The organism is Neobittarella massiliensis (ex Bilen et al. 2018) (assembly GCF_014269355.1).
Classification (GTDB): Bacteria; Bacillota; Clostridia; order Oscillospirales; family Ruminococcaceae; genus Neobittarella; species Neobittarella massiliensis.
In genome coordinates this window covers 1,109,025-1,121,112 of sequence record NZ_JACOGI010000001.1, presented here as the reverse complement: position 1 = coordinate 1,121,112, position 12,088 = coordinate 1,109,025, and the positions used below count along the sequence as shown (strand labels likewise).

At 57.4% G+C, this 12,088-nt stretch carries 12 protein-coding genes and 6 tRNA genes; 14 read left to right on the top strand and 4 right to left on the bottom strand.

The features are described from left to right. Window positions 1–67: 67 nt before the first annotated feature. A complete protein-coding gene (locus H8K20_RS05195) occupies window positions 68–268 on the bottom strand; it encodes a hypothetical protein (RefSeq protein ID WP_154865445.1) in 201 nt (66 codons plus the stop codon). A gap of 286 nt (window positions 269–554) precedes the next feature. On the opposite strand from H8K20_RS05195, the gene H8K20_RS05190 reads away from it, so the two are divergent. From H8K20_RS05190 to H8K20_RS05150, 9 genes are all read left to right on the top strand, one after another. After that, a tRNA-Val gene (locus H8K20_RS05190) sits at window positions 555–630 on the top strand. Window positions 631–635: 5 nt separating this feature from the next. After that, window positions 636–712, top strand: a tRNA-Asp gene (locus H8K20_RS05185). A 5-nt stretch (window positions 713–717) separates the two neighbouring features. Then, a tRNA-Phe gene (locus H8K20_RS05180) sits at window positions 718–793 on the top strand. Window positions 794–805: 12 nt separating this feature from the next. Beyond that, window positions 806–881, top strand: a tRNA-Gly gene (locus H8K20_RS05175). Window positions 882–939: 58 nt separating this feature from the next. Further along, window positions 940–1,013, top strand: a tRNA-Cys gene (locus H8K20_RS05170). 4 nt (window positions 1,014–1,017) lie between these two features. Then, window positions 1,018–1,093, top strand: a tRNA-Gly gene (locus tag H8K20_RS05165). Window positions 1,094–1,440: 347 nt separating this feature from the next. Next, window positions 1,441–1,956 (top strand): CarD family transcriptional regulator, encoded by a 516-nt coding sequence (locus tag H8K20_RS05160; RefSeq protein ID WP_105204031.1) that lies wholly within the window; start codon window positions 1,441–1,443, stop codon window positions 1,954–1,956. Further along, entirely contained in the window at window positions 1,953–2,420 is a 468-nt protein-coding gene (locus tag H8K20_RS05155) for a hypothetical protein (protein WP_186487683.1), read from the top strand. Before H8K20_RS05160 ends, H8K20_RS05155 begins: the two co-directional genes overlap by 4 nt. Window positions 2,421–2,650: 230 nt before the next feature. Further along, complete coding sequence (locus H8K20_RS05150) at window positions 2,651–3,499, top strand: AraC family transcriptional regulator (protein WP_186487682.1); 849 nt, start codon at window positions 2,651–2,653, stop codon at window positions 3,497–3,499. A gap of 1,097 nt (window positions 3,500–4,596) precedes the next feature. Here H8K20_RS05150 and H8K20_RS05145 read toward each other — a convergent pair. Next, entirely contained in the window at window positions 4,597–5,676 is a 1,080-nt protein-coding gene (locus H8K20_RS05145; protein ID WP_186487681.1) for a phage major tropism determinant, read from the bottom strand. Beyond that, window positions 5,673–6,086 (bottom strand): hypothetical protein, encoded by a 414-nt coding sequence (locus tag H8K20_RS05140; protein ID WP_154865450.1) that lies wholly within the window; start codon window positions 6,084–6,086, stop codon window positions 5,673–5,675. The genes H8K20_RS05145 and H8K20_RS05140 overlap by 4 nt, the downstream gene beginning before the upstream one ends. A 246-nt stretch (window positions 6,087–6,332) precedes the next feature. Between H8K20_RS05140 and H8K20_RS05135 the strand changes: the two genes are divergently transcribed. Together H8K20_RS05135 and radA are read left to right on the top strand one after the other, a co-directional pair. After that, window positions 6,333–7,055, top strand: a complete 723-nt coding sequence (locus H8K20_RS05135; RefSeq protein ID WP_186487680.1) for an N-acetylmuramoyl-L-alanine amidase family protein — start codon at window positions 6,333–6,335, stop codon at window positions 7,053–7,055. Window positions 7,056–7,078: 23 nt separating this feature from the next. Beyond that, on the top strand, window positions 7,079–8,470 hold the full coding sequence (radA, locus tag H8K20_RS05130) for a DNA repair protein RadA (protein ID WP_105204017.1): 1,392 nt from the start codon (window positions 7,079–7,081) through the stop codon (window positions 8,468–8,470). Here radA and H8K20_RS05125 read toward each other — a convergent pair. After that, on the bottom strand, window positions 8,467–8,622 hold the full coding sequence (locus H8K20_RS05125; protein WP_164998133.1) for a hypothetical protein: 156 nt from the start codon (window positions 8,620–8,622) through the stop codon (window positions 8,467–8,469). The two genes, radA and H8K20_RS05125, sit on opposite strands and share 4 nt — an antisense overlap. A gap of 223 nt (window positions 8,623–8,845) precedes the next feature. On the opposite strand from H8K20_RS05125, the gene H8K20_RS05120 reads away from it, so the two are divergent. From H8K20_RS05120 to H8K20_RS05110, 3 genes are all read left to right on the top strand, one after another. Beyond that, window positions 8,846–9,796, top strand: a complete 951-nt coding sequence (locus H8K20_RS05120; protein WP_186487679.1) for an efflux RND transporter periplasmic adaptor subunit — start codon at window positions 8,846–8,848, stop codon at window positions 9,794–9,796. After that, window positions 9,793–10,977 (top strand): ABC transporter permease, encoded by a 1,185-nt coding sequence (locus H8K20_RS05115; RefSeq protein WP_186487678.1) that lies wholly within the window; start codon window positions 9,793–9,795, stop codon window positions 10,975–10,977. Before H8K20_RS05120 ends, H8K20_RS05115 begins: the two co-directional genes overlap by 4 nt. A 66-nt stretch (window positions 10,978–11,043) precedes the next feature. Then, complete coding sequence (locus H8K20_RS05110; protein ID WP_186487677.1) at window positions 11,044–11,763, top strand: DUF6873 family GME fold protein; 720 nt, start codon at window positions 11,044–11,046, stop codon at window positions 11,761–11,763. Window positions 11,764–12,088: the final 325 nt, after the last annotated feature.

Genomic DNA, 12,088 nt, shown 5'->3' with positions numbered 1-12,088 from the left:
GATGTTATGTAAAAAGAGCGGCCCGCACCTATCTTTCCACTGCGCGAACGACCGCTCTTTTTTGCGCCTACCGGCCGGTCTCGCCGTCGGCCAGCTGCTGTACATAGCGTGCCATCTCTTTTTTCGAGGTCACCTGATGGGTGCCGTCGATGATCCGCTGTTGCGCTGCTGCCGGCAGGGCAGAAAAGTGCTCCATAGCGGGTACATTTTGTGCCAGAGCCATCCCAAATCCCATGGGCAGGTCCGAGAGGATATTTTTGTCTTGCATACGATCGCCGCCTTTCGGTAAAATAATATTGCCGCTTTAAAAAGGTGGCCGTTGCGCCCCACATATATAGTGTAGGCAAAAATCGGCCGGTCTTGCGCCTGGCGGCAGATTCGCCGCATATTTTTAATATCGGCCGGCCAGTGGTTTTTGGCTTCCTCGTGCGGTATCATCAAATAACAGGAAATAGCTGGTGGAATTACAGAAAGAAAATGTAAAAAAAGTGTTGACTTTCTACCACCGGTATAGTACAATAAATCTCGTCGCTGGGGAGACAAAGCGACACAACGGGAGCATAGCTCAGCTGGGAGAGCATCTGCCTTACAAGCAGGGGGTCACAGGTTCGAGCCCTGTTGTTCCCACCATTTGTGGCCCGATAGTTCAGTTGGTTAGAACGCTAGCCTGTCACGCTAGAGGTCGAGGGTTCGAGCCCCTTTCGGGTCGCCAATTATGCCTCTGTAGCTCAGTCGGTAGAGCAGAGGACTGAAAATCCTCGTGTCGATGGTTCGATTCCGTCCGGAGGCACCAGAGTTTTATTGTGCGGGTTTAGCTCATCTGGTAGAGCGCCACCTTGCCAAGGTGGAGGTAGCGAGTTCGAGCCTCGTAACCCGCTCCAGTAAAACGGGTGCAAAGCACTTGTCTCATTGTAAACCGGTCGTTCGATCGGTGTATAAGGCGCCATAGCCAAGCGGTAAGGCAGAGGTCTGCAAAACCTTTATCCCCAGTTCAATTCTGGGTGGCGCCTCCAATATGCGGGTTTAGCTCATCTGGTAGAGCGCCACCTTGCCAAGGTGGAGGTAGCGAGTTCGAGCCTCGTAACCCGCTCCAAAAAAAGCACTTGTCGGTTACGACAGGTGCTTTTTTATCTTTATATATTCCCTGTCTACCGTTTGCCTGCTCCCTCTAAAAAATAGCTTTTTTGGCCCCGGCGGCAAAAGTGTCCCCCAAAACCGGCCGGACAAGCGCTTTTAGGGCGGATAAACCTGCTTCATAGCTTATGTTTGGGGAAAATGCCTATGACAATTCCCGCGTCAAAATGTTATAATATAGCTACACACAATGTGCGGTTTGCTGATAAGACGGCGCGAGTGCCGGTCTTGCCAGTGGGCTGTGCGTTTTTTTGTAGCAGAACAGTGCTCTGTTCTGCCGGGCGTTCAGAGAGGACTGAGGGGTAAATGTTTCAGCAAAACGATACGGTGTTATATGGCGCCCAAGGCGTGTGCCGCATCGCCGAGATCAGCGTGATGGATCTGTGCGGCAACAAAGAGGAATACTATGTACTGCGGCCGGTCTACGACGAGAAATCTACGATCTTCGTGCCGGCGGCCAACCAAAAATTGTGCGATAAAATGCGGCGTATCCTCTCGGCAGAAGAGATCTACGCGCTCATACGCTCTATGCCCGACAAAGAGAATATCTGGATCGAGGACGAAAATCAGCGGCGCGAGGCCTACCGTACCATTCTGGCCGGCGGCGACCGGGTGCAGCTGGTACAGCTCATCAAAACGCTGTATACCCACCAGCAGCTGCAGCAGCAAAAGGGCCGCAAGCTGCACGCCTCCGACGAGCACTTCATGAAAGAGGCCGAGCGCATGCTGTACGAGGAGTTCGCCCACGTGCTCAAGATCAAACCCCAGCAGGTGCTGCCGCTCATCGTCGAGCAGATCGAGGTAGAGGACAAGATACAGTGAGCGAACATATCTTTGCCGACGGCAGTTATGTGCTGCTGCGGGATCGTGACGGCGTCTGGCAGGTCACTGGCCGCAGCGGGCAAAGATCAGAGCTCAAAGCCTGCCACAGCCAGCAGCGCGCGTCTGTGTCAAACAGCGAGATCGCCCGGGCGATGGCTCCTGATGCCGTACTGCAAGAGGCGGTGGAGCGCATCGGTTCAGTGCGCACGATACAGGCCCCCAGCAACAAGGTACGGCGCGAATTTTACCAGCAGGCCATGGATGCTTTCGATGAGCTGGAGTGGGTCCGGGTCATCAAGACCGCTTATCTGCGGGGCAAAGACCACTGTGCCCAGCCCTACGAAGAGGCTTACAGTCAGCGGGCCAAGAGCTATCTGCACGGCCAGCTGGCAATCGCACTGCATATACCGCTGGAGCAAGTCGAGCAGTACATCACCCAAAAAGTAGAGAGCGACGAGTGGTGAGGTACGGCGGTCTCCAAACGGGGAGCTGCCGCTGACCTGTACATGTGTACACCGTCAAAATAATAAGCAGCGCCGTTTTATGCTGCGGTAAGGGCCCAGCGGCTGACCGCCTGCTGGGCCCGATCTTTTGTACGGCAGTAAAGCGCAGTACTACCTCGCATATGCGGGCAGTAAAAGAGAGGACAGCCCAGCTGTCGCGGTCTATACTACTGTGTAAGGAGTTTGATGGTATGGAATGGATAGAGCGTCTCAACCGGGCTATGGTCTACATCGAAGAAAATCTCGACGGGGAGATAGACGTCGCGCAGCTGGGGCAGATCGCCTGTTGCTCGGCCTATCACTTTCAGCGCATGTTCGGCTATATGGCCGGGGTGCCGCTGGCCGAGTATATCCGCCGTCGGCGCATGACGCTGGCCGCAGCCGACCTGCAGGGCGGCCAGCAAAAGATCACCGATGTGGCACTCAAATACGGCTACGCGTCGCCCACCGCCTTTAACCGCGCCTTTCAAAGCGTGCATGGGGCAGCCCCGTCGCTGGTGCGTCAGGGCGGTGTACCGGTGCGCTCCTACCAGCCCATCAGCTTCAAGATCACTATTAAAGGAGCAGAGCAGATGGAATACAGGATCGAGAAAAAAGAGACCTTCGATATCGTCGGTGTCTCGGTGCCGCTGCACCGCGAGATCGAAAAAAACTTTCAGGAGATACCGGCGCTCTGGGGCCGCATCGCCGAAGACGGCACGCTGCCCCGGCTGATGGAGTTGATGGATATTCCGCCCATGGGCATGCTGGGCGTCAGCGCCTGCGGCGACAGCGAGCAGTGGCGCTACTACATCGCCGTAGCCACTACCGGCTCTACACCCGCAGGTATGGAGCGCTACACCGTCCCCGCCGCCACCTGGGCCGTATTCCCCGGCGAAGGCACTGGCCAGTCTATCCAAACGCTGGAGCAGCGCATCGTCACCGAATGGCTGCCCAGCTCTGGCTACGAGTACGCCAGCGGTCCCGATGTCGAGGTCTACCTCAACGCCGACCCGCAAAACGCCAAATACGAGGTATGGATCCCGGTCGTTAAAAAGTAATCATCCCTCCTCGCCACACAGGGCAGATGGCACTCCTCAACAGGGGCGGCAGGTACTTATCCAAGTACCTGCCGCCCCTGTTTCTCTCTGCTTTTATCGCTTTCTCTATGCCTTTTTGTAGCGGCCGCACGAAGTGGTGCAGCGCTAAGAACTCCACCGCCAGCCCCGCAAAAAGGCGGCCAAAGCCATCAAACGGAGCCACCTCAAAGCCGTCCCAAAGAGCTGAAGATCCAAAATATCGGGGAATACGGCCCAGCAACACCGCTGTAAGCTCCACAAAACATACCGCCCCGCTGCACAGGACATATATGGCCCCCAAAGCGACCGTGTACCGTGTACCGGGTACAGTGTACTGTGCCGCCGCCTGCCGGTCAGGCCGTGCAGTACAAACCTGCACACCAAGGTGCACGGCAGCACCGCGGTACCGGGGGCGATCTCGACACGAAACAGGTAGGTGCCGTATAGCCAGTCGACCGGTATGTCCGGTAAAAAGTTTGCCGCGCACAGGGGCACGACCGCTGTGCTCTCAATACCCAGCTTGTCATTCTAACGCTGTCACTTCCTGCCACATGGTCCAGTTTGGTATAGAGCACCCGCATCGATCGCCGTTTGCCGTATAAACTGCGCTCTCCCCACCGGGACACAAGACATCCGGCTCCTCTCCCGCTCTCCCAGCAAACGCAGCCGCCGTATCACCGGACCAGTAATCCGTCTGCATCGCTGTCACCCCGCTGGCTGTCTCCTGCCGGCGGCTGGGTGCCTATAGCGTGCAAAAAGCCACACTGCTGCACACCGGCATATATCGGCGCAGGTTCCCCAATATCGAGATATGGGTGACCGGGTTCCGGTGCAAAATTCAATGTTCTGGCTATCCCAGCGCGCCAACGGCTCTCACGGCCGCACACAGTCGGCGGGCAGGGGAGAGAAACGCTCCGCGCGGCATATCCGTTCCTGAAACTGCACCGTGCTCAAGTGTCAAAGAGCGGCCGATATATAAAATGGGCTCCCGCTCATAAAGAGGGGAGCCCAAAGATCTTTTATTACATCTCACATCGTACGCGGCGCTCAAACCGATATACTACTGATAAAGTAGCTGCTTACAGGCTGTCACAGGCACCGCGGGTGCCAAAACCAATACCTTTTTTCCAGGGGCTGCGGTAGATGTTGGCCGCCCGGGTGCCCGAGTGCTCGCCGTCCACCCAATCGCCGCCGGCCAGCATGGTAGCCAGCGTCGTATTGTAGTAGTGGAACAGGTTGCCGCCGTTTACTTCCATAGGGGTCTCGTCGTACCAGACCCACTGTTTTTCGCCGGGTGCCGGTGCAGGCACCTCCGGGTCGGGCTTTACCAGCACCTCGTCTACCCATTCCCACACGGTGCCGCAGCAATCGGCACAGCCCAGCGCCGACACTGCATTGGGCACAAAGCCGGTCATGTTGCGGGCAGTGTTAAAGGCGGCAGACCAGCAGTTTTCATTGGTCTCGTCCTCGCCTTCGGGGCTGCCGTAAGCGGCGCGGCAAAACTCACTGTAGCGCAGCATCCGCTTGCCGCTGCGCAGCAGCTTTTCCTGAAATATATACCAGTTGGCGCCTTCAGCTCCGGTCATGGGGGTGGCGTGCCAGGCAGAGCGCAAGCCGCCCTGCCCATCGTCAGAGGCGATGTAGATATCCACCCAGGTGCCGCTGCCCAGGTAGACCATTCCGCGGGGGTCGCAGCTGGGCCGGTGCTGCAGCGTCCAGACCGAGGCCGGCAAGATCCCCGGGGCCACATTGGCTTTCCAGCCCTCGCCAAAAGCCTTGCCATCGGTGCCTACCGGCTGTCCATCGGCAGCCAGCACCCGTACCATCCCGTAGTGGAAGCCACCGATCTGGCGGCAGTCGTCGTCGGCGAAACCGTCGGGGTAGGTGGCGTTGCGGCTAATGACCGGTCTTGCCGTATCGCCGTCCTTACAAAGGTAAATACCATAGTCGGCTCCCACGGTAAAGCTGCCGGTATCCAAGTCGCTCTCGGTCAGCGTACAGCTGGTGCTCTCGTACAGGTCGCCGCCCACTAAAAATGTGCAGCCTTCAAGTATCTGTACCGATCCCGTATCTTTTGCACGCAGATAATCTTTTTGCGGCGCGCGGCCATCCAGCGCCGCGGCAAAAGCGGCGGTCAGGGCCGTATCGATCTTTTTCATTTGGCGATCCCCCTCTCAGCAGCGCACAGGTCCTCTTCGGTGATACCGGTCACCTGCATATAGCTGGCCATGGCCGGCACCAGCAGGCAGCTGTCTGCTGCGGGCACGGGCCGCGACAGGGTCAGCCGCAGCGTCTCCTCCTGTCCGATCTCGTTTTTAATAGCCACTACATCTAAGATCTCGCCGCCGTTTTGCGTCTGTACGCCCGGGGCGATCTCGCCGCAAAACAGCACCTCTACCTGGGTGCGGTTCTGGTCGGCGGTATGGATGGGGCAGTGGACCCAGCTCAGGTAGCGGACCTGATCGATGGCCGCCTGCAGCACCTGTGGGCACAGTTTGCCGTCTTTTACCATCTGCAGTGCATGGCGCACGTCAGACGGGGTGTTGAGCGCGATAGATTTTGCTGACACTTGTAATGCCTCCTCTGTAAAACTGCGGTATCATTACCAGCACGATTATAGCACAAAAGCCTGTCCCCATACTAAAAAATCCATTTTGCAGTCACAAATACGTCAGGGGGTACAAAGTTTTGTCCCCCACTTTGGGAGTTATTGCAAAACAGTGGCGCGGCCGGCACGAAATTTGCTATACTAAGAGCATACCGGGCAAACATAACCACACACAGATCTTCATACCCATGGTAGAGAGGTGAGGATATGTTTTGCAGAGTAAAGAGCGTACGCCTGTGGCAGCTGATGCTGGGCCTTTCGGTGTGCGTGGCGGTAGGGGCCGCATTTTTTAATTTCCGCAGTTTTGCCAGCGAGCAGGACACAGCAGTCAAAAAACGGCCGGCCGTCATTATCGATGCCGGTCACGGCGGGTTCGATCCCGGGGCCTCCAGTCAGGGCATCGACGAGAAAAATATCAATCTCCAGATCGCTCTTACCCTGCGGGATGTGCTGACCTTCCAGGGGTACGATGTGTACATGACCCGCGAGACCGACATCTCTACCGATACCGAGGGGGACGGTGCCCCCAGCAAAAAGAAGTCAGATATGCACAATCGGCTCAAGCTCATCGAGAGCCATCCCGACGCCATCTTTCTCTCTATCCACCAAAACGCCTTTCAGAGCAGCAATAAGGGCTCACAGGTGTTCTACAACAAGAAAAACGCGGAGGGAGAGCTGCTGGCCGAGTGTATCCAAGAGACCATCAAGCAAAATCTGCAGACCGATAGCCACCGCATGCACAAGCCGTCGGGCAGCGAGTACTATCTGCTCAACCAGAGCAAAAACCCCGGTGTGCTCATCGAGTGCGGCTTTATCTCCAACGCCGAGGAGCGGCAAAAGCTGCAGGACCCCGAATACCAAAAGCAGCTGGCTTTTTGTATCTATCAGGGCATGTTACAATATGTAGAGAGGTCCGCCCTGCAAAAGTAAGACTGGCCTTTAGGAGGACGTATATGAGATCAGACCAAAAAGTGATGTTCGTCTGCGACGACTGCGGGGCCGAGTTTGCCCGCTGGAGCGGCCAGTGCCCCAACTGCGGCAGCTGGAACTCGCTGCAGGAGCGGGTGATGCTGGCGCGTGGCGGCGGCGCCAAAACAAAAGTAGCTGCCAAAAAAGCGGCTGGCGGCAGCGGGTACAGCGACCTGCAGCCGGTCACCTTAGATCAGGTCGAGCAGCACCGCGAAACGCGCTTTCTCACCGGTCTGGAAGAACTTGACCGGGTGCTGGGCGGCGGTATCGTGGCCGGGTCGCTGGTGCTATTGGGCGGCGAGCCCGGCGCCGGCAAATCCACACTGCTGCTGCAGATCTGCGAGTATCTGGCGCAAAAGCTGCAGATACTGTATGTATCGGGGGAGGAATCCACCCGCCAGATCAAGCTGCGCGCCGACCGGCTGGGGGTCAAAAACCCCAATTTAAAGGTGCTGGCCGAGACCGATATCGTCTCGATCTGCAACTTAGTCGCCGCCACCGCGCCCGACCTGGTCATCATCGACTCTATCCAGACCATGAATTTAGAGGAGCTGGCCTCCTCGCCGGGCAGCGTGGCCCAGGTGCGCGAATGCACGTCTCTGCTCATGAAAACAGCCAAGACCAAAGATATACCGGTACTCATCATCGGCCATGTCAACAAAGACGGGGCCATCGCCGGCCCCAAGGTACTAGAGCACATCGTGGACACGGTGCTCTATTTCGAAGGGGACAAGCACTTCACCCACCGCATTTTGCGGGCGGTCAAAAACCGCTACGGTTCCACCAACGAGATCGGCGTGTTCGACATGACCGGCCACGGCCTCAAAGAGGTCAAAAACCCCTCTATGATGCTGCTCACCGGTCGGCCGCTGGGCGCTTCGGGCACCTGCGTGGCCTGCAATATGGAGGGCAGCCGCCCGCTCTTGTCCGAGGTGCAGGCGCTGGTCACCAAATCCGGTTTTGCCGTGCCGCGGCGGGTCTCCACCGGCTTTGATTACAACCGCACCAATCTGCTCATCGCCGTGATGGAGAAAAAGGCAGGCTTTTTCTTCGGCAATCTCGACGTGTACATCAACGTGGTGGGCGGTATCAAGCTCGACGAGCCGGGTGCCGATCTGGCGGTGCTGCTGGCCATGTACTCCAGCTTAAAAGATCAGCCGGTAGCCGAAGAGGTGGTGGCCATCGGCGAGGTGGGCCTCACCGGCGAGGTGCGGGCGGTCGCCCAGCTGTCCCAGCGGGTGAGCGAGGCCAAGCGCCTGGGCTTTGGGCGCATCGTGGTGCCCCAGCAAAATCTAGACCACGAGCAGCTGTCGGTGCCCGGCATCCAGGTCATCGGCGCCAGAACGATAAAAGACGCCTTTAAGGCCGCTTTTTAAGCGTGAGGGCCGCTGTTTGGCGTCTTGGCGTCCAGCGGCATGTAGTGGGCACAATCTCCCTCCTCGGTGCGCTGGCCGGGTGCAGGTGACGGCAGCTCACAGTATCCGTCTCTCTGGTATTTGCAGTTTTTGCAGCAGATGACAAAATTCATCGCGATCTCCTCCAACGCTGGCGGCGCGGCTATTTCCAGGGAAAAGAAATCCCTGCGCGGCCATTTTCTGTTATTGTGACTGCTTTGCGGCGGTTTATTCCCTGTATTGGCTGGCTTTTACATCTATATCGCCAACCTTTTTTGCAAAACTAATCCAAGAACGCGGTGCGGGCTTTGAGCGGCGCAGTTTTCTCGGAATTTTGGCGAAAAGGGGTATGTGGATATGAAGAAAAAAGTGGCGGTCTTGGGGGCGGTACTTACGGTGGCGCTGCTGTCGGCGCCGGCAGTGCAGCTGCGGGGGGTGCAGCAGGCGTCGTTTACTTATCTGCGGCCGGTCACCTACACCCAACAGGTGGTCGTGGCCGGCGAAGTGGCGCAAAAAGAGGGGGAGTCCTACTCGCTCGACTACCCCGTGGTGGCCAAAGACGTGCTGGTAAAAGAGGGCCAATGGGTCGAGGCGGGGCAGACCATCGCCACCGTCGACGCCCAAAAAACGGCCAAGCTCATCCAGGAGACCTATTCCAGTCAGGCGCTGCAGGTGCTGGGCGGGCAGAGCAAGCTGGGTACCAGCGCGCTGCCCCAGACCATACAGGCACAAAAGAGCGGCTATATCGGTTCGGTCTCGATCAAAAAAAATCAGTCTACCGCCCCGCAGGACGAGCTCTACACACTCTCTGAGGGAGGGGCGCTGCTGGTAAAGGTCTCTATACCAGAAAGCGAGATCGAAAAAGTGGCTGTGGGCCAGCAGGCCCAGGTGACCTGCTCGGCCTTTTCCGACAAGAGCATGTCGGCAACCGTCACCGATGTGGCCAAATTTGCCAAAAAAGAGACCCGCGGCACCAGCCAGTCTACCGTGGTAGAGGCAGAGCTGGCCCTGGAGGGGGCCGGCAGTGAGATCATGCCCGGCCTCACCGCCTCCGTCTCTATCCAGTGCGATGACCCGCAGCAGATGTCGGCGCTGCCCCAGTCATTTATCGGTCAGGATGAGCGGGGCGAATTCCTGTACATTTTGCAGGATGCCTGTAAGGTCAAAAAGCACTACATCACCACCGGCCGCCAGACCGGTGAGTGGGTAGAGGTGCTCGACAGCACGCTGACGGGCCAGCCCATCCTCTCGCAGCAGCAGGTCAAAGAGGGGAGCACCTGTCTGCTCAGAGAAGGGGCTGTGCGATGATGAACAGCCTGCACACAGCGCTGCGCTCGGCGGCTAAAAACAAGTTTCGCACAACCATCACCGCACTCAGCGTGTTTATCGGCGTCCTGTCGGTGCTGCTCATCTCGGGTATCGTGCAGGCAGGCAAGACGGCTCTGGGCCAAGAGCTCAGCTCACTGGGGGCCGATGGGCTCACCTTAAAGTACAGCGAGGACAGCACGATCTACCAGCTCGATGAGTCGGCGCTGCAAAAGGTCGCACAGACAAAAGGCGTCAAAGGCGCCTCACCCATCGTAGTAGAGCCCGGTCAGCTCACCGGTCCATCCGGCAGTGTGCAAAAAGTGTACACCTGGGGCGTGGGCAACAACGCCGATAGCCTCATCTCACTCGACTTACTTTGGGGTCGCTCGATCTCCCGCGGCGATATTGCCAGCCGGGCAGCGGTCTGCCTGCTCGACAGCAAGACGGCACAGGAGATGTTTGGCCGCGAAAACGTGGTGGGCAAACGGGTACCGCTGAATATCGCCGGTTACCAGCAGGAGTTCGAGGTAGTGGGGGTCGTGTCCTCCTCCAGCAACATTCTAAAGAGCTTTGCCGGCGGGCTCATGCCCACCTTGGTCTACACCCCGTACACCGTTATCCCCATGGCCACCGGCGATTCAAGCTTTGACCAGATCGCCGTCAAGCTCGATCAGGGCGCCGACAGTCAGGTGGTGCGCACCCGCCTGCAAAAAGCGGTAGACCCCGATGGCCGCTGCGGGGTCGATATCCTCGACCTGGCCTCACAAAAAGACAGTCTCGACCGCATTTTAGACATCGTCACACTGGTGCTCAGCTGCGTGGCTGCCATATCGCTTTTGGTGGCCGGCATGTGCATCACCACCGTCATGATCTCCTCGGTGGCCGAGCGCACCCGTGAGATCGGTATCAAAAAGGCGATCGGGGCCACCTCCGGCAGCATTCTGCGCGAGTTTTTGGCTGAAGCCATGCTACTCTCGCTGGTGGGCAGCACGGCGGCGGCGCTGCTCTGCTTGCTCCTGCTAAAAGCAGCCGCCGCGCTCACCGGTATCGACATGGCGCTCAGCAGCACCGTGCTGTTTTTTAGTTTGGCCGGATCGGTGCTATTGGGGGGCGCTTTTGGCGCCTACCCGGCCTATAAGGCTGCCCGTATGCACCCGGTCGAGGCACTGCGGCGAGAGTAGGACCGCTGTGAGGTCTCGCAAATTTCGTCCGCCCAGACCCACCATACCCAAAAGAGGGGAGAGCCCATGCTCATCATCGGCAATATACCGCTCTGCTATCGGCAGTCGCTACAGGCACATCTGCCGGAGCAGGAAGAGATATTGTGTCTGCCCAACAGCAAAAAGCTTCCCGTACAGACTGCATATCACGCCGATATGCGGCTGTTACATATAGGCGACGGTCAGCTGGCCATCGACTGCGCTATCCCGCCTCAGCAGCGTGAAAAGTTGTGGCAGATAGGCTATGTAATAACGTTTTTACAAGAGTTGGGGGAGCGCTATCCACAAGATACAGCCCTCAATATTGCCCTGGTAGGCGAATATGCGCTGTTTAACCCGCAAACAGTTCCGCATCCGCTCCAACAGCTTCTGTGTCAAAAGTACCGGCCGGTACCAGTCCGGCAGGGGTATACGCATTGCAGTACCGCTATACTGGGTCCACAGGCGATCATCACCGCCGATACAGGTATTGCCGCCGCCGCGGCAAAGGTGGGGATATCGGTGCTGCATATACGTCCCGGCCATATTTTACTGCCGGGGTACGATTACGGCTTTATCGGCGGCTGTGTGGGCCGGGTAGGCGATACGCTCTACAGCACCGGCAGCCTGGACCGGCACCCAGACGGACAGGCGATGCGCGCGTTTATCAGAGCACAGCAACTTAAACTGGTACAGCTCACCGATGGGCCGTTACGCGATATCGGCGGTATGATCTGGCTGCCCAACAGAACGAACTATAAAAAGTGAAAAAAGCAGCTGCCCGTAAAATACCAAGATCTGTCCAGCAGTGAGTCCAGCAGTAAACCACAGTGCGCAGTTTGTAAAAAGACCGGTCGAGTGAAAATAAAAAAGGCGCCAGTACATTTTTAAAGCTCATCCCAAATCTGAGCTTGTACAAAGCGAAGAGAAGTGGTATTCTATTTATAGTAGTAATTGCACTAAATAAAAATTTAGCGCAATTTAGGGTATAGGAAATTGCTGTTTTCCCAACAAACCCACATTAGGCTCATACAAGCTCACACAATAATTTGAATTTGGCACCTGTTAGAATACAGCTCTGGTGTGTATTCCA

Excerpts from the sequence above, each read along its gene's own strand:
- H8K20_RS05195 (WP_154865445.1), bottom strand. The coding sequence starts at position 268 with ATGCAAGACAAAAATATCCTCTCGGACCTGCCCATGGGATTTGGGATG.
- H8K20_RS05160 (WP_105204031.1), top strand. The coding sequence starts at position 1,441 with ATGTTTCAGCAAAACGATACGGTGTTATATGGCGCCCAAGGCGTGTGC.
- H8K20_RS05150 (WP_186487682.1), top strand. The coding sequence starts at position 2,651 with ATGGAATGGATAGAGCGTCTCAACCGGGCTATGGTCTACATCGAAGAA.
- H8K20_RS05145 (WP_186487681.1), bottom strand. The coding sequence starts at position 5,676 with ATGAAAAAGATCGATACGGCCCTGACCGCCGCTTTTGCCGCGGCGCTG.
- H8K20_RS05135 (WP_186487680.1), top strand. The coding sequence starts at position 6,333 with ATGTTTTGCAGAGTAAAGAGCGTACGCCTGTGGCAGCTGATGCTGGGC.
- radA (WP_105204017.1), top strand. The coding sequence starts at position 7,079 with ATGAGATCAGACCAAAAAGTGATGTTCGTCTGCGACGACTGCGGGGCC.
- H8K20_RS05125 (WP_164998133.1), bottom strand. The coding sequence starts at position 8,622 with ATGAATTTTGTCATCTGCTGCAAAAACTGCAAATACCAGAGAGACGGA.
- H8K20_RS05120 (WP_186487679.1), top strand. The coding sequence starts at position 8,846 with ATGAAGAAAAAAGTGGCGGTCTTGGGGGCGGTACTTACGGTGGCGCTG.
- H8K20_RS05115 (WP_186487678.1), top strand. The coding sequence starts at position 9,793 with ATGATGAACAGCCTGCACACAGCGCTGCGCTCGGCGGCTAAAAACAAG.
- H8K20_RS05110 (WP_186487677.1), top strand. The coding sequence starts at position 11,044 with ATGCTCATCATCGGCAATATACCGCTCTGCTATCGGCAGTCGCTACAG.